Source organism: Brevibacillus sp. Leaf182 (genome assembly GCF_001423865.2).
Taxonomy (GTDB): Bacteria; Bacillota; Bacilli; order Brevibacillales; family Brevibacillaceae; genus Brevibacillus; species Brevibacillus brevis_C.
This window is the reverse complement of the sequence record NZ_LMPN02000037.1, coordinates 483,846-503,511: the sequence shown is the minus strand read 5'-3', so window position 1 is coordinate 503,511 and position 19,666 is coordinate 483,846. Positions and strand designations below refer to the sequence as shown.

General features: G+C 49.0%; 16 protein-coding genes. 12 read left to right on the top strand and 4 right to left on the bottom strand.

Annotation, left to right across the window (positions count from 1 at the left end):
• Positions 1-33 precede the first annotated feature (33 nt).
• Entirely contained in the window at positions 34-2,307 is a 2,274-nt protein-coding gene (locus ASG16_RS29310) for a S8 family serine peptidase (RefSeq protein WP_056488075.1), read from the top strand.
• 52 nt (positions 2,308-2,359) lie between these two features.
• Here the strand turns inward: ASG16_RS29310 and ASG16_RS29305 are convergent, their stop codons facing one another.
• The gene (locus tag ASG16_RS29305) at positions 2,360-3,997 is read right to left on the bottom strand and encodes a PucR family transcriptional regulator (RefSeq protein WP_056488072.1); all 1,638 of its coding nucleotides are present in this window, start codon (positions 3,995-3,997) and stop codon (positions 2,360-2,362) included.
• Positions 3,998-4,129: 132 nt separating this feature from the next.
• On the opposite strand from ASG16_RS29305, the gene ASG16_RS29300 reads away from it, so the two are divergent.
• Together ASG16_RS29300 and ASG16_RS29295 are read left to right on the top strand one after the other, a co-directional pair.
• Positions 4,130-5,638, top strand: a complete 1,509-nt coding sequence (locus ASG16_RS29300; RefSeq protein ID WP_056488070.1) for a CoA-acylating methylmalonate-semialdehyde dehydrogenase — start codon at positions 4,130-4,132, stop codon at positions 5,636-5,638.
• 31 nt (positions 5,639-5,669) lie between these two features.
• Positions 5,670-7,034 (top strand): aspartate aminotransferase family protein, encoded by a 1,365-nt coding sequence (locus ASG16_RS29295; protein WP_056488067.1) that lies wholly within the window; start codon positions 5,670-5,672, stop codon positions 7,032-7,034.
• Positions 7,035-7,117: 83 nt separating this feature from the next.
• On the opposite strand, the gene ASG16_RS29290 is transcribed toward ASG16_RS29295, so the two are convergent.
• Positions 7,118-7,441, bottom strand: a complete 324-nt coding sequence (locus tag ASG16_RS29290; protein WP_056488064.1) for a MazG nucleotide pyrophosphohydrolase domain-containing protein — start codon at positions 7,439-7,441, stop codon at positions 7,118-7,120.
• A gap of 93 nt (positions 7,442-7,534) precedes the next feature.
• Here ASG16_RS29290 and ASG16_RS29285 point away from each other — a divergent pair, with 93 nt between their 5' ends.
• The 3 genes from ASG16_RS29285 to ASG16_RS29275 all read left to right on the top strand — a co-directional run bounded on the left by ASG16_RS29285 (position 7,535) and on the right by ASG16_RS29275 (position 11,031).
• Entirely contained in the window at positions 7,535-8,116 is a 582-nt protein-coding gene (locus ASG16_RS29285) for an LOG family protein (protein ID WP_056488061.1), read from the top strand.
• Between the two features lie 167 nt (positions 8,117-8,283).
• Complete coding sequence (locus ASG16_RS29280; protein WP_056488057.1) at positions 8,284-9,585, top strand: hypothetical protein; 1,302 nt, start codon at positions 8,284-8,286, stop codon at positions 9,583-9,585.
• A 186-nt stretch (positions 9,586-9,771) separates the two neighbouring features.
• Positions 9,772-11,031 carry a hypothetical protein gene (locus ASG16_RS29275; RefSeq protein ID WP_082517177.1) on the top strand — a complete coding sequence of 420 codons (1,260 nt, stop codon included), beginning with the start codon at positions 9,772-9,774 and terminating at the stop codon, positions 11,029-11,031.
• Positions 11,032-11,041: 10 nt separating this feature from the next.
• Here ASG16_RS29275 and ASG16_RS29270 read toward each other — a convergent pair whose 3' ends face one another.
• Both ASG16_RS29270 and ASG16_RS29265 read right to left on the bottom strand, forming a co-directional pair.
• Positions 11,042-11,470 (bottom strand): hypothetical protein, encoded by a 429-nt coding sequence (locus ASG16_RS29270; protein WP_056488054.1) that lies wholly within the window; start codon positions 11,468-11,470, stop codon positions 11,042-11,044.
• A gap of 9 nt (positions 11,471-11,479) precedes the next feature.
• Positions 11,480-11,989, bottom strand: coding sequence for a hypothetical protein (locus ASG16_RS29265; protein ID WP_056488051.1), 510 nt, complete (start codon positions 11,987-11,989; stop codon positions 11,480-11,482).
• Positions 11,990-12,175: 186 nt separating this feature from the next.
• Between ASG16_RS29265 and ASG16_RS29260 the strand changes: the two genes are divergently transcribed.
• The 6 genes from ASG16_RS29260 to ASG16_RS29235 all read left to right on the top strand — a co-directional run bounded on the left by ASG16_RS29260 (position 12,176) and on the right by ASG16_RS29235 (position 19,635).
• Entirely contained in the window at positions 12,176-13,522 is a 1,347-nt protein-coding gene (locus ASG16_RS29260; RefSeq protein WP_056488049.1) for an NAD(P)-dependent oxidoreductase, read from the top strand.
• A 15-nt stretch (positions 13,523-13,537) separates the two neighbouring features.
• The gene (preA, locus tag ASG16_RS29255; RefSeq protein WP_056488046.1) at positions 13,538-14,815 is read left to right on the top strand and encodes an NAD-dependent dihydropyrimidine dehydrogenase subunit PreA; all 1,278 of its coding nucleotides are present in this window, start codon (positions 13,538-13,540) and stop codon (positions 14,813-14,815) included.
• An 88-nt stretch (positions 14,816-14,903) separates the two neighbouring features.
• The gene (gene hydA / locus ASG16_RS29250; protein WP_056488044.1) at positions 14,904-16,289 is read left to right on the top strand and encodes a dihydropyrimidinase; all 1,386 of its coding nucleotides are present in this window, start codon (positions 14,904-14,906) and stop codon (positions 16,287-16,289) included.
• Positions 16,290-16,323: 34 nt separating this feature from the next.
• Complete coding sequence (locus ASG16_RS29245; RefSeq protein ID WP_056488041.1) at positions 16,324-17,214, top strand: nitrilase-related carbon-nitrogen hydrolase; 891 nt, start codon at positions 16,324-16,326, stop codon at positions 17,212-17,214.
• Positions 17,215-17,303: 89 nt separating this feature from the next.
• The gene (locus ASG16_RS29240; protein ID WP_056488036.1) at positions 17,304-17,816 is read left to right on the top strand and encodes a hypothetical protein; all 513 of its coding nucleotides are present in this window, start codon (positions 17,304-17,306) and stop codon (positions 17,814-17,816) included.
• Between the two features lie 106 nt (positions 17,817-17,922).
• On the top strand, positions 17,923-19,635 hold the full coding sequence (locus ASG16_RS29235) for a methyl-accepting chemotaxis protein (RefSeq protein WP_056488033.1): 1,713 nt from the start codon (positions 17,923-17,925) through the stop codon (positions 19,633-19,635).
• Positions 19,636-19,666: the final 31 nt, after the last annotated feature.

The following is a 19,666-nucleotide window of genomic DNA, read 5'->3' as shown; positions in this document are numbered from 1 at the left end:
ATAGAAATGGATTCATTATGCCATGGGGGAAGGGTGTTTGGTTTGCGAAAAAAATGGCAGGCAGCTTTATGCACGACACTTGTTCTGACGCTTTCACTGGAGGGCATTCCGGCGGATGCCAAGCAAGAGGGAGAGCGTCGGGGAAATATCCAGATCGAAGCGGATAAAGGTCTTGCACTGGACAAGCTTACGTCGAAAAAGAGAGAGTCTGAGCTCGTCGTTATTCAGTTAACCGGTCCTGTTCGTGAGGAGTGGAAAGAAGAACTGGAAGATATCGGCGTCACGCTTGGTGATTACATACCGGATTATGCATTCATCGCGAAAATTGAGGATGAACAGGTAAGAAGGGAAGTTGAGGAGCTTTCCTTTGTCGAAGATGTTTTGGCGTTTACACCGAAGTCCAAGGTATCGTCCGAAGTTCGCTTTCAAGGAGGCAACAGAGAGCGGGTCGAGGTTGCCGTCATCGGTTTCAATCAACGGGTGGACATGTATCGAGCGATGACGGAATTGACGGAGGATCAAGATATACGAGACATTCAATCGCCAGAGGATGCTCCGCATATATCAATCGCGAAGATGGATCAGCAAACGATTGAACAAGTGATCGAATCAGAAGATGTCATTGCAGTTGTCCCCGTGCCAGAAAACACGCTGCGCAACGATGTGGCAGCTACTATCATTCATGCGGACAAGCTAGCCTCGACAGGGTACACAGGCAAGGGACAAATTGTTGGCGTCGCCGATACCGGACTTGATACAGGGAAACTTCAAGCGATGCATCCAGATTTTAAAGGCCAGATTGAGAAACTCATTTCTATTGGGCGACCGAATGATGCAAGTGATGTTCACGGTCATGGCACACATGTAGGCGGTTCCATTGTGGGCACAGGAGAAGCATCAGATGGACAGTATAAAGGAACAGCACCGGGAGCGAAGCTCGTTTTTCATTCCATCGAGACCGCAAAAGGGAAGCTCAACACGGATGTCGAGACCATTTTGCAGGAAGCATACGAAGAGGGAGCCCGCATTCACTCCAATTCATGGGGGACGAATGATAAGGGAGCTTATAGCCTATCATCGCTTCTGTTTGATCGCTTTTTATGGGAGCATCCAGATATGACGGTGCTTATTGCGGCTGGAAACGATGGCGAGAAAGGCTATAAAACGATTGGGAGCCCAGCCACTGCTAAAAACGTCATCGCCGTTGGCGCTACGGAAAATGTTCGACCCAACTTGGGTAAGGGCTCTGATAAAGCGGACGACGTATGGGTATCGAGCAGTCGCGGCTTAACGGAGGACGGACGTTTGAAGCCTGATATTGTCGCACCTGGTACAGCGATCTTGTCCACGCGCTCTTCTCTGGCACCGAGTAAAAATTTCTACAAGCGTTTCAATGAGCATTACGCATATATGAACGGCACGAGCATGGCTACGCCGATTTTAGCGGGCGGTGTGGCACAAATCCGGGAATTTTTGCAGGAAGAAGGGGAAAAAAATCCGAGTGGTGCATTAGTAAAAGCCATGCTGTTGACGAGTGCAGACAACTTGGATGAAGACATGCGAGAGCAAGGCTTCGGACGAGCCAATCTGGAGCATGCGATTGAAACGGACTACAAGGACGAGAAGGATGGCATTCGCACGCGTGAAAAAGTCACGTATAAGGTCAAGGTCTCGGATGATTCCAAGCCTTTGGCAATTACGCTTGCGTGGACGGATTATCCCGCTGCCATTGTCGCAAAGCGTGCGCTCGTCAACGACTTAAATCTGAAGGTGACGACACCAAGTGGAGAAAAGCTGAACGGCAACGACTTTTTTGAGGCCCCGTACAACGATGAAGTGGACAACCTCAACAACGTCGAGCAGGTATGGATTACCGAGCCGGAAGAGGGAACCTACACCGTGACGGTCGAAGGCTATAACATCCCGAAAGGACCTCAGCCGTATGCGCTAGCGACAACGGGTAAATGGCAAAAGGCCGATGACGAGGAAGAGGAAAAGCCGCCAGTTGTAGACAAAGAACCTGCGCGAACAGGGAAACTGACGAAGAAGCAGAAAAGCATGGAGTATTTGATCCGTGTTAATGAACCTGGTGATTTGGAATTGTCCGTAGAGTGGGAAGAGGATGCCAATATTGATTTGTACGTGTATAACAGTCGTTCACAAGAGCTTGCTGCTGCAACAAGCACCGACAATCCAGAACCACTTACGGTGAATCTGGAAAAATCCGGTCTGTACAATATTCGCGTTGTGTTGACGGATGGAAAAGAAGCGAAGTATCGCCTATATATGAAAAAGCCAGGAAAATAAATAACAGACACAACCTTCATCTTTTGATCAGGATGAAAGGTTGTGTCTTTTTTTACTGATGCTGCTCTTCTTTGCTTAACCAGTCCCGCGCTCGCAGGGCGATTTCCAGGCAAATCCTGTTTTGCGTTGCCGTGTAATCCTCACCGAGAATTTCTTCGATTTTTTCCAAGCGATGATAGAGCGTTTGACGATGAATGAACAGTTTTTCCGCAGCCTCCTGCTTAGACAGGTTAACATCCAAATAGACACGCAGCGTGTGCACGAGCGGGGAGCCGTGTGCTTGGTCATGGGCTAACAATGGGCCGAGGTAATCGCTTATAAAGGTCTTTAGCACAGGCTCACTAGGTACGTGGAACAGGAGTCGGAACAATCCGAGATCAGCGAAAAACGGACTGGATGATTCCTGATAAAAAGCCAGTGCCTGTTCCGCCTCTGCGAGGTGTCGTCCAGCGTCAGACAACCGTTTCCCGGCTCGACTGATGCCCATCCAGAGCTGAACATCCGCCCCTAGCATTTGTGTCATGATTCTTTTGACATCGCGAAAGGCTTTTTTCAGAGTACGACGGGAATCTGCAAGCGGCCTCTGCTCGATCAGTAAAAAGTAAAAGCGATGGCCCTTGCAACGTATGAAAGGACGAAAGTGATGACGAGTCAATAGGGAGCGGAAGATAGCCGTTAGATCGTGCGGCGGAAGGGAATCCTCGGCCAAGTTCTTCGGCTTCTCAAACGATAAAATAATCATGTGATAGGCCGAGGCTTTACCGCTGCCCGTGATACCGAGCAAGGAACGCATTTGTTCCTCCGGTATGGTGCGGTTGGCAATCAAATCATCAAACAGCCGGTTTTCGGTAGCAAGTGCCTGTTCCTCCACAAACATTTTTCGCATTAAAATTTGGGCCATCGCGCTGACTGTATTGTCTAAGGTGAGGAGCAAATACTCATCCGGACTTCGTTCATACAAGACAATACCGACATAAGCGAGCACGTGACCCATCGCCATCACTGGTTGATAAGCAAGCTGCCTGGTCGCAGATAGAGAAAGGAAGCGGACGCCAGCTTCACTACTTTCCAGATTGGAAAAATGAGTCCGCATCAAATCACTCATCTCCACTGCAACATCATGCGGTACCACAGGGGCAAATTGTGTGGAGCCATCTGGTGCGTAATAGAAGACCTGCATCTGAATCGCGACCTGAAAATGCTGTAATAGCTTGGGTACGCCAGCTGCCTGCAGGCTGAGCTGTTGCAAACTGCGAGAGTATGCTTCGAGATTGCGAAGTGCTTGCATCTGCGCATGGATCAAATGCTCGTGCAAATCTTGCGTGATGTCCACAAAGCGCACAGGCTGATGAAAGACGAGCAACGGAAACTGGTGGTGGTTCGCCAACTCAAGCATATCCTCAGGGATGGAGGGGATGTAACGTCCCAGCTCGATGCACAGTCCAACTGCTTTTCTCCGAATGAGCTCTGATAAATACGCAAGTCGCTTTTCCTTTTCTTCGCCAAATCCTAGCCCGGTGGATAGGATCAGCTCGCCGCCATTTAAAAACTGTCCCGTATCGGCAGTCTCCAAGACGTGAACCCAACGAACAGGAAGGGACAGGCCGCGATGCCCCGCCACCACTTGGGCATGTTGAAACAATGGTCGCTTGATGATTTCTGTAAGGGTCAGGCGCAAATCGTTACTCATTAGGTTCACCTCTTCCGTTTACACTCTGTATGATTAACCCTACGTAATGCGTTACGCTTTGTCTAGTGCTGACAGGCATTATTTTTGGATAAAATGGAATTGTCAATTAATTGAACGTGAGGAGTTGAAGGGATGAACACAGCAATCGTTGGAAATCCGTTGAAAAACTACATCGGGGGGCAGTGGGTAGATTCACTGACGACACGTTTTGAGGATGTACCCAATCCGGCAACAGGAGAATTGTTGTCACGCGTGCCACTGTCCACGAAAGAAGATGTGGACATGGCTGTTGCTGCTGCGAAGGAAGCGTTTGTGAGGTGGAGTGCTACCCCTGTCGTGGATCGTGCGCGTATTATGTTTCGTTTTCATAGTCTTCTCGTCAAGCACGAGGACGAACTCGCCCGGATGATCACCATGGAGAACGGCAAAAATCTGCCTGAGGCACAGGCTGAGCTATTGCGTGGACTGGAAATGGTAGAGTTCGCTTGCGGGATGCCAACACTAATGATGGGAGAAACATTGCCCAATATCGCAAACAGCATCGACAGTCAGGTGATCCGTTTTCCGCTGGGGGTAGTGGGCGGGATTACTCCCTTTAACTTCCCGGTGATGGTTCCGATGTGGATGTACCCGATTGCGATTACCGCAGGAAATACGTTTGTCCTGAAGCCCTCGGAGCGTACGCCGCTGTCTTCGATTCGGATTGCTGAACTACTCAAGGAAGCAGGGCTGCCAGACGGTGTATTCAACGTTGTAAACGGAGCGCATGATGTCGTCAATGGTCTGTTGGAGCATCCGGACGTTAAGGCGATCTCATTCGTCGGCTCGCAGCCAGTTGCGGAATATGTGTACAAGACAGCGGCGGCGAACGGAAAGCGTGTGCAAGCACTGGCTGGAGCGAAAAATCACCATTTGGTCATGCCTGACACGGATTTGAAGCGCGCGGCAAAAACAATCACGAGCTCAGCGTTCGGCTGTGCAGGAGAGCGGTGTATGGCAGCCAGCGCTGTAGTAGCTGTTGAAGAGATTGCCGATGAGCTGATCGCGCATCTGATCGAGGAAGCGAGTGCTCTTGCGATGGGGAATGGTTTGGAGGAGGGCATCGATCTCGGACCAGTCATCCGTGATTCTCACTTGTCCAAAGTCCATGACTATATCGAAAAAGGTGTCGCGTCTGGCGCTGCATTGGTTCGTGATGGTCGCGAGGACGCGAAAAAGCTGCCGGATGGTTACTTCCTCGGGCCAACGATTTTTGACAAGGCAGATGCCGAGATGGTCATTGTCCGCGATGAGATTTTTGCGCCTGTTCTGAGTGTCATGCGTGTAAAAGACTTTGAAGAGGGCTTGGAGACGATCAGCCGCTCGCGTTTTGGCAATGGGGCGACCATCTATACGAACAACGGAAAATGGGGAAGAGAATTCGTTCAGCAGGTGGAAGCGGGAATGGTCGGTGTCAATGTAGGAGTGCCTGCTCCGATGGGCTTCTTTGCTTTCTCAGGCTGGAAGCAGTCCTTTTACGGTGATTTGCATGCAAACGGAAAAGATGGCGTTCTCTTTTTCACGAAGAAAAAAACGGTCACATCCAGATGGTTCGAAGATGGCGATACCAGCATTGGCTCGCAAAAAGTTTTTGTTAAGTAACCTCTAACGAAAAAATAAGGAGGATTGCGCGATGGAGCAAGGACAAGTAACGAAAGATTTTGATAAAGAGCGCTTGCTGGATGCCGACCGTTCGCATATGTGGCACCATATGTCCCCCTACAACCCCAATCCGATGATCGTAACGGAAGCGAGCGGATCGTGGATCACCGATATCGACGGGAACCGATATCTGGATGGGATGTCTGGTTTGTGGTGTGTCAACGTTGGCTATGGTCGACAGGAGCTCGCAGACGCCGCTTATGAGCAGTTGAAGCAATTGGCTTATTTTCCACTCACACAAAGCCACGTACCCGCTATTCGTCTATCCGAGAAGATTAGCGAATGGCTTGGGGAGGAGTATCGCGTTTTCTTTTCCAACAGTGGCTCGGAAGCGAACGAGGTCGCATTCAAGATTGCCCGTCAATATCATCACCAGAACGGGGAGTCGGGCCGTTACAAATTCATTTCGCGACATCGGGCTTACCACGGGAATACGATGGGGGCTCTCGCTGCAACTGGTCAATCCATACGAAAGGAAAAATACGAGCCATTAGCGCCTGGCTTCCTTCATGTACCGCCGCCTTACTGTTATCGCTGTCCGGCTGGAAAAACATACGGCAAATGTAATCTGGAGTGCGCCCAATATTACGATCAAGTGATCAATTGGGAAGGTGAAAAGACAGTAGCAGCGGTCATCATGGAGCCGACCATTACAGGGGGAGGCGTTCTTGTTCCTTCGCCGGAATACATGCCAAAAGTGCGGGAAATCTGCGATAAGTACGGCGTGTTGATGATCGTAGACGAGGTCATCTGCGGATTCGGTCGCTCCGGTCAAAAGTTCGGCCACCAAAACTTCGGAATCAAGCCAGACATCGTGACTATGGCCAAAGGGATTACAAGCGCCTACCTGCCACTTTCTGCAACGGCTGTGCGGGCAGAAATTGCAGACAAATTTAATGAGCAGGGGAATAATCTGCATTTCCGTCATGTCAATACGTTCGGCGGCAATCCGGCGGCATGCGCGCTTGCCCTGAAAAATCTCGAAATTTTAGAAGAGGAAAAACTGGTGGAGAGAGCGGAAGAACTCGGTGGAGAATTGCGTGCCAAGCTCGCGTTTCTCGCAGATCATCCTTACGTTGGAGACATTCGCAGCTTCGGCTTCCTGATGGGGATCGAGATGGTTGAGGATCGCAAAACAAAGGAACCTGCGGCGCCAGCGAAATTAACACAGGTGATTGCAGAGTGCAAGAAGCGTGGGCTAATCATCGGACGCAATGGCGACACCATTCCGAGCTTCAACAATGTGCTGACACTCTCGCCACCGTTTACCACGACGAGCGATGATATCGATTTTATTGCGCAGGTAATGAGGGAAGCCTTTGATACGTTAGAGTAGGGGTAGCTTGGACGAAAAGACGGATTGATGAGAGCAGCGGCAGACTAGGAGGTACGAAAAACCTAGAATGCCGCTGTATGTATTCAACGATGGAGCTGATAGCGCTTTTGCAGCTTTGCTCGATGTGCTTCCAATATCTCCTCAAAAGGAACCTCGTATTGGTTTGCCAGTAAGATTAAATTCCCGAGTACATCGCCCAGCTCTTCCACCAGCTCCTGCCGAGCTTCCTCTGCCGGCTTTTCCCCTTCATCAGGACGATCTCGACCAATTTCAATGGCGCGTACAGCTCTTGCCAGTTCGCCAGCTTCTTCCATCAGAAATCCTACACGAATAAACGGACCATACCCAGTCCATCCGCGCTCTTGATAAAAATCTCCAACCCATTTTTGAAACTCAGTTATATTCACATATATCTGTCCCTTCCTGATTTTAGTATAATTATATTACACGCAAAGAAATTCAGGGAAACATTCTACTTCAACAAGTTTTGGGAGGATGACATGAAACGTATTTGTGTTTATGCAGGTTCCAATCCGGGTGTAAATCCACTTTTTGAGCGGTACGCACAGGAGTTGGGAAAAGAATTGGTCGCTCGTGGTCTTGAATTAGTCTATGGTGGTTCTAGCATGGGACTGATGGGACGTGTTGCAAATGCAGTACTGGAAGGCGATGGCAAAGCGATCGGCGTCATGCCTACGGGACTGTTCCGCGGAGAAATCGTACATAAAGGGCTGACAGAATTGCATGAGGTCCTGACGATGCACGAGCGCAAAGCGAAAATGATCGATCTGTCTGATGGCTTCATTGCTTTGCCAGGTGGATTGGGTACCTTTGAAGAAATTTTCGAAGTGGTGAGCTGGGGTCAAATTGGCATTCACCAAAAGCCAATCGGACTGTTGAACGTGGACGGCTACTATACGCCGTTGATGCAAATGGTGGAGCATGCGACCGAAGCTGGATTTATTCCTGCTATGCAGGGCGAATTGATTCTGTGCGAGAGTGATCCCGCTATTTTGCTAGATCGGATGCGCGATTACACACCACCGGTGAAAGTAAACAAATGGTCAGAGCTGGATAAATAAGAACGAGTGAAAAAATAACCCGAAGCCTCCGTTTGTGCGAGGAATTCGGGTTATTCTAGTTATTGACAGGACGAGTGCAGGAGTGCTAAGGTAGTTGATTATATACCTAGTAAACATATAGGAATAATATTAATATGATTCATCTTCATACGTCAGGAGGATTCTTCATGAACAGATCAGCGAAATGGCTACAACTCTCCGCTTCGGCTGCCGTACTCTCAGCGGCACTCGTTTTTCCAACTGCTGTAGGTGCAACAACGAAAACCACGGTAGAAGCACACACAGAGTGGAGCAGCTTTTTGCAGCAGCAATACGGTGTGAAATTTGACAAGACGGTAACTCGCGAGCAATTTGAGAAAGCATTGCTCAAGATCGTATCTACTACCACAAGTATATCGGAAAAAGACTTGTCAGCCAAAACTTTCTTGCCTGCATCCAAAGATGCCTCCAAGCTGGTTGTATGGGAAGCGGTTAGCGCTGCCGCAAAAGCTGCTGAGTTAAAAGAGCTCGGGTATACATATAGCGAGGAAAAAGTAGCGGCTGCCTTGAAAAAAGCAGGGATTTCGTACAAAAAAGGCGGGGCGCTGACCTTGCAGGCTGCACAAGAGCTGGCTGTGGCCATTGACACGAGGCTTGTGTCCGCCAATGCCTTGAAGTCAGCTTCTGTAGAAGGAGCAGTATCCGCAGAGCTTGCGAGTCAATTACTAGCCAAAGTAGCAGAGTTCCATGGCTCTGCCAAAAACTATCTGGGCACAATCGCCGATGAAGAGATTTTTGGCAAGCTTGCACAGGCGTGGAACGAATCGCAAATCATTAAAGCCGGCGAATTGCAAGAGCTCGTAGACAAAGGCTTGAAGCAAAACCTGATTACTGGCTACAATCTGAAGGATGCCACATTCGATCCTCATTTTGATCCACAGCGCACGATTACGTATGGGCATAGTGATATCGCGCACGCCATTCAATTAATCGGCTTGTTAAAAAGTGAAGGCGTCGATGCCAAGGTTCAATTTGAACCGAAAACATCTGCTTTCATTTACTTGAAGGAATGGGGAGAGCCTGTTCAAACAGCCGATTATCAGGTGGTTCAGATTGAAAACGGCAACTACATTGCGTATGCCAAGGAGTACGATCTCAGCCTGGAATTCGACAGTGTGGAAGAGAAAGAGAAGTTCCAGCCGCTCGTTTTGAAATACGCCAAACGGGATCAAGAGGACATGACCGGATTGCTCAAGGCTTCTTGGTGGCAGCCGCTGTATCATTCCCGCACGGAGCTGGCAGATTATGCTGTCATTACGAACAACGTGTTAAAAGATGGCCGTTATGTCGTGCAGTCTTTCTCTCTGAATGAAGAATCACCTAAAGTCGTGGAAGGCTTCCAAAAGCTGAATGACAAAGTAAAGGTAGAGACATACAAATTTTGGGTGGATCAACCGTTCTTCAATTATCTCAACGGCGAATCGAAGTAAATAGCGTGCATCGAAAAGCGTCCTTCCCTTCACAACAGCGGGGAAAGGACGCTTTATTCTGTTACATGGATTATGCATGAAAAAATCCGTTTAGCGGATTTTGTCTATTTCTGGTATAATTTAGGGATAGCCGTTGTTTTATGGCGATGGTTGTATAGTCAGGCTGATAGTTTGGGAGGGAATGAAGTGGAAAAGAAAGCGAAAATGCTACTGTTGTCCTGCTGTTTGTTCGCTTCGACAGCATTCGGAGCAAGCGCATCAACGACAATGCCAATCACGCCGCAAAGCGGTACTGGAACATCCGTACAGGCACCAGCAGATTTGTCAAAAGGGCTGCTCGTGAATACCTTCACTTCCCATCAGTGGAAACAAGATTCGCTTACGAAGCTACTGGGGAAATCCGTGAAAGAATTTGATGATTATGTGTATTACCCACAAGGAATCAGCATAAAGTGGGACGAAAACAAGCAAGCGTTTGCCGTTCTCGTTGAACCTTCCTATAAAGGTGAAGTGGCAAAGGGTATTACGACCTCCAAAAGAAAAGACGAGATCGTTCGAGTCTTGGGTAAACCACATTTTACGGATGAAAAGCTTGAGTTGATTGGCTATGCGGAACAGGGCTACCACTTGTTTTTCACGTTTGCTCAGGATAAAGTAAAAGCCATTTCTATCTATCGTCGTGATCAAATCACCGATACAAAAGCACTTGTTGATATGGCTAAAAATTTGCAAGAGTACGGTGAAAAATTAGGGGCACCCGCTGAATATGCTGATTTTTCTATCTTTGGTGCATGGGGTAAGCCGGATTTTTCGTACCACCTCAGAGGAATCGGTACATACGCCTGGGAATATCCATCCAGAGGCATCGCCTACGATGGTATGCCAGATGATGCAACGCTAACCATCTACAGTAATTTTGCAAGCAAAGACGATCTCGCTGATTTGAAAAACGTAAAAAACATTGTATTTTCCAAAGAAGATGCGCTGTTCCTGATCGAGAAAATAAGGATCGAGACCGAAAAAGAAAAAATCGAATTGGCGAAAAAAGCTGGAATCCTTTCACCAGACAAGAAAAAAATCGCGGTGATTGATTCAGACAATTTGTACAATACCGCGAATATTCGCTTCTATCAGCCAGACTACACACCACAAGCTCAACTGTTTCCAGGTTATTTTATTGATGAAGTAACGTGGCTGGACAATAACTGGATCTTGTATCAGACAATGATGGGTGTAGGAGTCTATCATGTTACTACCCATGAAAAGATAGAAATTGTAGGGACGGAGAAAAAGGCAAACGAGCCGTTTGATATGCTGGATGTCGATACAGTCAAGCCAGATCTGACGAAAAAAGCCATTGTATTTGAAGTCGGCATGAAAGAGAAGAATCAGACTTATACGGTTCGCTATCAAATCACGGGCGACAAAATCACGTTTACCTGGTAGGGAGCAGGGATTATCGTTCTTTTTTGGCGCTGATGGGTGAGTTGGCTGCTTCTTTCTCGGCTAAGTACGAGCGCATGCCTCGAATGAACAACTCGCGAAGGACTTCCTGCTGCGTCTTGCTGCTGACGAGAGAGCGAATGAGCTCCAGCTCAGCTACCAATTCTGAATCAAGGTGAAGGTTGACAGTCTTCCCTTTGGTTCGGGGGTGTAGCTCGTAGTACTCTGCTGATTTTTTTACGATTCCTTCGATGACAACAGCTTCGTCCAACCATTCCTGGTCAGGGATATACAAGCATGGTGCTTCTAAAATAATATGGGTCAGTTCTTCGCTAAATCGAATGGCGAGGGGCTGGCCCTTTTTTTTATGCAAATCGCGAATTTGTCGTGATCGCTCTTGATTGGCAGATGTATTTTCCAGCGTGATTACGGCCAGTTCCATAGTGCCTCCTTACGGGATGAGCAGTTCTTCTTCTGGTACCGCCAATACTTCTCCCGTTTTGTCCAATTGTACTTGGTAGGTGAAGTGCTGATCGCTTCGCTCGACGGAGGTGATAATTCCCCAGCAGCAGGTACTATCCCTTGTGAGCTGGACACGATCCAAAACCTCGTAGCTCGGGCGAAGATACCCTTTTTTATATAGATAAGTGAGCACGGATTCTCGAGGAAAAAGAAATCGTTTGTTTCCTTGTTTACTGGTCAAAAGGGGGAAGGTCTCCCGTTCGTCTATACACTCCCCTAAGTAGCCTTGATCTGCCCAGCGTTTGACGGTAGCCATACTGCCGACACGGCCAGCTTTTGTCTCCAGGATGTCTAGAATTTCGCGCGAAGAGAGAAACGCTTTGCGTCTTTCGAGTTGCGTCAGGTAGTTTTTGCGCTCAGTTTCCAACTGGCCAAGAAGTGCGTGTGCATCCGCAATTTTTTGTTTCACTACCTTGATTTCCAGGTCGTAATCCTTCATACGGGACGGCCCTTTCTTCCTTGTTTGTTTTTATCGTATTCGAACATGAAATCATTCATGTCAATCCAAGCAGATTGATTTCGTTATCTCACTAGCCAAATACGAAATGTAACAATCATAAAAAAGCGATTTCGCACATTGATTAATAGCAAGCATGTTTAGATCTGGTGAGGAGGTTGTGGACAGATGAGCATTCCCAATGAGCTCGCGAAAAATTTCGCGGAAGTCGTGCCTGCCCTAAAACCGATGGAAGCCATCGATGAGGCGAATCGCTGCTTGTATTGCTACGACGCACCCTGTATTAAGGCTTGTCCCACGTCGATTGATATCCCTTCCTTCATCAAAAAAATTGCAACCGGGAATTTGTTCGGATCAGCCCGGACGATCATGGAGTCGAATCCCGTTGGGGCGAGCTGTGCGCGCGTATGTCCAACCGAAGAGCTGTGTGAGGGTGCCTGTGTACTAAATTCAGCCTCCAAGCCCATCATGATCGGGCTTCTCCAGCGTCACGCGACAGACTGGGCAATCCAAAATCAAGCTACGCTTTTTACAAAAGGCGAAGCAAATGGAAAACGGGTAGCGATCGTCGGAGCAGGACCGGCGGGGTTATCAGCAGCGCGTGAGCTTGCTCGTCTCGGCTACGCAGTTACTGTATTTGAAGCCAAAGAAAAGGCAGGAGGATTGAACACGTACGGCATCGTGTCGTTCCGTCTGCCGCAGGAAATTTCGCTATGGGAAGTCGAGCAAGTAGAGGCATTGGGGGTAGAAATACGTACCCATACGCGAATCGGCGTGGATGTAGCGCCAGAAGAGTTATTGGACCAGTATGATTCGATCCTGTTGGCAGCGGGTATGGGTAATGTCCCTCAGTTGCATATCCCGGGAGAAGAACTGGAAGGTGTCCTCGATGCCATTGCACTCGTGGAGGAGACCAAGACCAAGCCACTATCCAACGAGCTGCTCGGCAAAAAAGTCGTGATCATCGGTGCGGGGAATACGGCGATTGACGCTGCCACCTGTTCGAAACGGCTGGGTGCAGACAATGTTCAGATTCTATACAGGCGGACAGTTCAAGAGATGTCCTGTTATCAGTTTGAGTACGAATTCGCCAAGCAGGATGGCGTAGAATTCCGCTGGCTCGTTGCCCCAACGCGTGTACTCGAGGAAAACGGCCGAGTGAAGGGATTGGAACTGGTGCGAATGGAGCTAGGTGAGCCGGATGAGAAAGGAAGAAAGCGGCCAGTAGAGATTCCCGGCAGTCATTTTGTCATCGAAGTAGATTATGTTGTCAAAGCGATCGGACAAAACAGACATCTGTCTTTGATTGAATCATTTGGACTTCATCATCGCAATGGGATTGTTGAGGTCGAGGAAGGCACCTATCGAACCTCCCATGGCAAAGTTTACGCGGCGGGCGATGTCATTTTTGGTGGGGGCAAGACAGATGCGATGGTAGTCGATGCAGCCAATCATGGGAAACGAGCGGCTCATGCTATCCACCAATCGCTCCGTGATCAAAAACAACCAGTATAAAGGAGGAGACCTATCATGGCGGATCTCAGCATTAATCTGGCGGGAATCCAATCCCCGAATCCATTCTGGTTGGCCTCTGCGCCGCCGACCAATTCAGGCTACCAAGTACAGCGTGCCTTTGAAGCAGGCTGGGGTGGAGCGGTCTGGAAGACACTCGGAGAGCCGATCATCAACGTCACCTCCCGTTTTGCAGGACTGAACTTCGGGGGACAGCGAGTCTTCGGTTTTAATAACATTGAACTGATTACGGACAAACCACTTGAGGTCAATTTGAAGGAAATGGATGAAACGAAGCGCCGTTTTCCGAAGCACACGTTGATTGCGTCGCTCATGGTTGAACATAAACAGGAAGCATGGCACGAGATTGTCAAAAAGGTAGAGGCAATCGGTGTTGACGGACTGGAACTGAATTTTGGCTGTCCGCACGGCATGGCAGAACGCGGGATGGGCTCTGCGGTCGGTCAGCATCCAGATTTAATCCGGCAACAGGTCGAATGGGTAAAAGAAGTCGCCCAAACCCCTGTCATCGTCAAGCTCACCCCAAACATTACGGACATCCGGTTTACAGCGCGGGCCGCGAGCCAGGGGGGAGCCGATGCCATCAGCATGATCAACACGATTAACAGCTTGATGGGGGTTGATCTCGACAAATGGCTGCCGATCCCACATGTAGATGGAAAAGGGGCGCACGGCGGCTATTGTGGACCAGCAGTCAAACCAATCGCCCTGAACATGGTCGCAGAATGTGCACGTGATCCCAAGGTTGGTATCCCGATCTCTGGTATTGGAGGAATCTCTGATTGGCGTGATACTGTTGAATTTTTGCTGATGGGAGCAACGGGTGTTCAAGTATGTACAGCCGCTATGCATCATGGCTTCCGGATCGTGGAAGACATGATTGATGGGCTAAACAATTACTTGGATCAGCGTGGAATTGCGTCCGTAATGGATATTGTCGGAAAAGCCGTGCATACGTACTCGGATTGGGGCCATCTGAATCTGAATTACAAGGTCGTGGCGCGAATCCATGAAGAGACCTGTATCAATTGTAACAAGTGTCATATTGCTTGTGAGGACACCTCGCATCAATGCATTGACATTGTTCCTGATACAGCGACGGGCAAAGAGCGCTTAGTCGTACGAGAAGAAGATTGTGTAGGGTGTAATTTGTGCTCCATCGTTTGTCCAGTGGAAGGAACGATCGAAATGGTCGAGATCCCGAGCGACAAAGCCCCTCTCAGTTGGAATCAGCGGCAGGCTGCTTTGGCTGCGGGTGGCAGCTGCGAGCTGTAAAGCGTCATGTTTTCGTCGTGTGGTGCATAGCGTGTACAAGGGAAGGCATGTCTACTTAGTGACGGGTTGAAGGGGAGATGATCATCGAATGAAAAAGTGCATTCGAAATGGCACAGTCGTGACAGCGTCAGACACGTATCAGGCGGACATCCTGATCGAAGGGGAAAAGGTAGTCGCAATCGGCTCCAATCTGGATGGGAAAGATGCCGAAGACATCGATGCTACCGGATATTATGTTTTCCCAGGAGGAATTGATCCACATACCCATCTCGATATGCCTTTTGGCGGAACGGTTACTTCCGATAACTTTTATACAGGCACGAAGGCAGCAGCATTTGGAGGGACGACGAGCATCATCGATTTTTGTCTGACGAATAAAGGGGAGCCATTACATTCATCCATTTCGACCTGGCACGAAAAAGCAAGGGGCAAAGCAGTCATCGACTACGGCTTCCACCTGATGGTTTCAGATGCGAATGATCAAGTTCTCGAGGAATTAGGAGCAGTCGTGCGAAATGAAGGAATTACTTCGCTCAAAGTATTCATGGCCTACAAAAACGTGCTGATGGCCGATGATGAGACGCTATTTAAAACGTTGGTTCGGGCTAAGGAACTAGGTGCCCTTGTACAGGTCCATGCAGAGAATGGAGACGTTCTGGATTATTTGATCAAGCAGGCGATTGCAAACGGGCAGACAGACCCCGTGTACCACGCTTACACCCGCCCACCAGAAGCAGAAGGAGAAGCAACAGGACGTGCGATTGCACTGACTGCACTGGCAGATGCCCAACTGTATGTCGTGCATGTATCGTGTGCTGAGGCAGTACGAAGGATAGCAGAGGCTCGCGAAAAAGGATGGAATGTGTACGGGGAGACATGCCCGCAATATTTGGTACTCGATATTACGGATCTACAGAAGCCGGACTTTGAAGGAGCGAAGTACGTCTGGTCGCCTCCGCTCCGGGAAAAATGGAATCAGGACGTCTTGTGGAGCGCGTTGAAAAATGGCATTTTGCAAACGGTTGGCTCTGATCATTGTTCTTTTAATTTCTCCGGTCAAAAAGAGCTGGGGCTAGGGGATTTCACGAAAATCCCGAATGGTGGACCAATCATTGAGGACCGGATGCGTCTCCTCTTCTCGGAAGGGGTAGCAAAGGACAAGATTAGCCTCAATCAGTTCGTCGATATGACCTCTACAAAAGTAGCCAAACTGTTCGGGATGTTCCCGCAAAAAGGAACGATTGCGGTAGGCTCGGACGCGGATATCGTGTTGTTTGATCCAACCGTGAAGCGCACGATCTCCGTTGAAACTCACCATATGAATGTCGACTACAATCCATTTGAAGGAATGGTGGTAAACGGCGATATCATCTCGGTGCTGTCGCGAGGCTCATTTGTCATTCGCGATCAGCAATTCGTCGGTCAAGCCGGGGCTGGACGCTTTGTAAAACGATCGACCTTTGCAAGACCGTAAGAAATGACAGCGTAAAAAGGTGAGGAGGGCGATTATGGCAGATATCATTCGCATCGGCTTGATTCAGGCGAAAAACGATGTCCACGGAGACGAACCAGTCCATTTGCACAAAGAAAAAGCCATTGAGAAGCATGAGAGGATGGTGCGGGAGGCGGCAGCCAAAGGGGCACAAATCATCTGTCTGCAAGAAATCTTCTATGGCCCGTATTTTTGTGCCGAACAGCAATCGAAATGGTACGAATCAGCGGAAGAAGTTCCAAATGGACCAACCGTGCAGCTTTTCTCTTCCTTTGCCCGCGAGTTAGGAACCGTACTCATTTTACCTGTGTACGAGCGCGTGGGGATTGGTACGTACTACAACACTGCCGCTGTGATTGATGCGGATGGCACGTATTTGGGTAAATATCGCAAACAGCATATTCCGCATGTTGGAGTGGGCAGCAGCGGGTGCGGATTCTGGGAGAAATATTACTTTAAGCCTGGCAATCTCGGGTATCCCGTTTTTGAAACCGCTTTTGCCAAGGTCGGGGTCTATATATGCTATGACCGCCATTTTCCGGAAGGCGCACGACTGCTGGGCTTGAATGGGGCGGAGATCGTATTCAATCCGTCTGCGACCGTCGCTGGCTTATCTGAATACTTGTGGAAGCTCGAGCAGCCAGCTCATGCCGTAGCCAACGGTTATTATGTGGCAGCGATTAATCGGGTAGGGACAGAAGCACCGTGGAACATGGGGGAGTTTTACGGACAATCGTACTTGGTCGATCCGCGAGGGCAGTTTGTTGCCATCGGGAGTCGGGATCAGGATGAGGTCGTTCTCGCTGAAATGGACCGTAACAAAATTCATGAGGTGCGGGATACGTGGCAATTTTACCGGGATCGCCGACCGGAAACCTACGAAGATATGGTAAAGCTATTGCCTTAATACAAGAGTGAGGGAGGTGCCGGATACGCGCCTTCCTCCTTTTCACATCATTGGAAGGATTCCATCAGAGTCAAAAGGGGCGTTCAGGGATGAGGCAGATTGTATATCGAGGGGTCGAATACGGCGAGGGTCTTCGCGTCGTGAAAGCGCAAAAGTATGAGAGAGCAGAACGGCGTCATTTTATAAACGGTGCTAGTGCAAAGGCAGTGTTTGGCGCTGGTGTTTACTTGGTGAGCAATCCGGAAATTGCCGCACAGTATGCGATTTGTCATGCAGAGACCAATGGGGAGAAGGCGGTTGTGTTGAGTCAGCAGCTTCATTTGCAGGGTCTCGTTTGTTTGGACGAGCGCTATGGGGAAAATGAACTGCGCATGGATGCATTGCGCACTGCTTATTCAGAAGAGGAACTCGAACAGAGACAGAACAAAATGGGCTATGAAGAGTGGCTGGAATGGACAGGCGATAAAGTGCGCGCGTATTTGATTGCCTGTGGATACCGGGGGATTCGGTATCGGATCAGCCCGGAGCTAACGTATTATATTTGCTATGAGCCTGACGTTCAAATTGCAGAGATTACGATTCTATCTGTGCTCGATGTGTGAGAAAGTGACTACGACTATCGACTTATTCGACAAACTTTGGTAAGATTAGACAATATTCGCGCTTTTTCTAGCTTACCTATTTGACACAGGAAGGATTGCCGCAACGATGAGTCTATTACGTAACCTCAGCACCCGAGCCAAACTGTTTAGCTTGATTGTGATGATGGCCGTCTTTTTGTGTGCTGTCGGATTCACCGGATATTATCATGTGCAAGTCCAAGGTGAACGCATTCAGGCCATGTACGAAGAGCAGCTTCTTCCCGTTAAGTGGATTAACGACTGGAGACAAGAAATCCGCGCGATTGATGGATTAGTCTATAAAATGATTCTCGATCCATCTCCTGCGGTCTTTGCCGAATATAAAACGGAGCTTGACTTGCGAATGGAAACAGCAAATCAAACGTTCCAATATCTCCAGAACGCTAAGTTGGATGCACAAGAACAAGAAAGAGTTACGATGCTAAAGGAGCTCATCGAGCAGTATCGCAAAGACCAGGGCGAGGTCATTAAAATGATCCACGAGGGGAAAGCGGATCAAGCCTATTCGTTTTATCGTGCAACGGATAAGACGCTGAATTGGATTAATCAGGAACAGCTCGAATGGGCGAATTACAAATCAGAGCAGGCAGTCGCCATGCAGAAGGAAAACCAAGCCGAAACAGAGGAAGCAATTACATTCCTGATTGTGGTTGGCATACTGTCGATCGTATTAGGTAGTGTACTGGGGTTCATTATCTCCCGGATGATCGCGGACCCACTGCGCATCGTTTCAAGCCGTATGCAGCAATTAGCGAACGGAAACATGGCAGTTGCCCCTGTTACCTACGTGACTCGTGATGAGGTAGGGACACTTGGTACTGCTTTCAATGAATTGGTAACGAATTTTCGTTCATTGATCGAACAAGTAAAAGTAGCGGGTGAGCAAGTCGCTGCTTCCTCAGAGGAATTGTCGGCGAGCGCGGAGCAGTCCGCCTTTGCAACAGAACAATCGATCAGTAGTGTGCAGCAAATCGCCTCTGCCTCCGAAGTACAAACGCATCGTACGCAAGACAGTGTTCGTGTCATGGAAGAAATGTCGATTGCCATTCAGCGGATTGCCGATACATCTGGTTCGGTTTCTGAATCATCGGCACAGGCAGCAGAGGATGCAGAGCAAGGAAATATTCATATTCAGCAAGCCGTTGATCAGATGAATACGATCTCCAACTCAGTGAATCACGCAGCGGATCTCGTGCAACTGCTCGGGGTGCGGTCAGAAGCCATTGGCCAAATTGTTGACGTGATTACTGGAATTGCTTCCCAAACGAATCTGCTGGCGCTCAACGCGGCGATTGAAGCGGCGCGTGCAGGAGAACACGGCAGGGGATTTGCTGTCGTAGCCGATGAGGTTCGTAAACTCGCAGAACAGTCAGAGGAATCTGCGCGCGAGATTGCGAGACTGATTGGGGAAATCCAGCAAGAAACCACGCAGGTCGTGCATGTCATGATGGATGGAACCCAAGAGGCTAAAAAAGGTGCAGAAGTCGTTCAAGAAGCAGGTGTCACCTTCCAACGTATCGTAGCGTCTTCTCAGGAGGTTGCGGGTCAAATTCAGGACGTATCCGCAGCTACCGAGCAAATGTCAGCAAGCATACAGCAGGTCGTATCTGCTATGGATGAAATGAATCGCCTCGCACAGGAAGCAGCCGTACATACCCAAGGCGTATCGGCGGGGGCAGGAGAACAGCTTGCCAGCATGCAAGAAATCGCCCGTTCCAGCGCGAATCTGAATGAGCTTTCGCAAGAGTTGCAGAAGTCCATCAGTCAATTCAAATGGTAGCGTAAGTGAGGAAATGAAAGACTGGCAAACC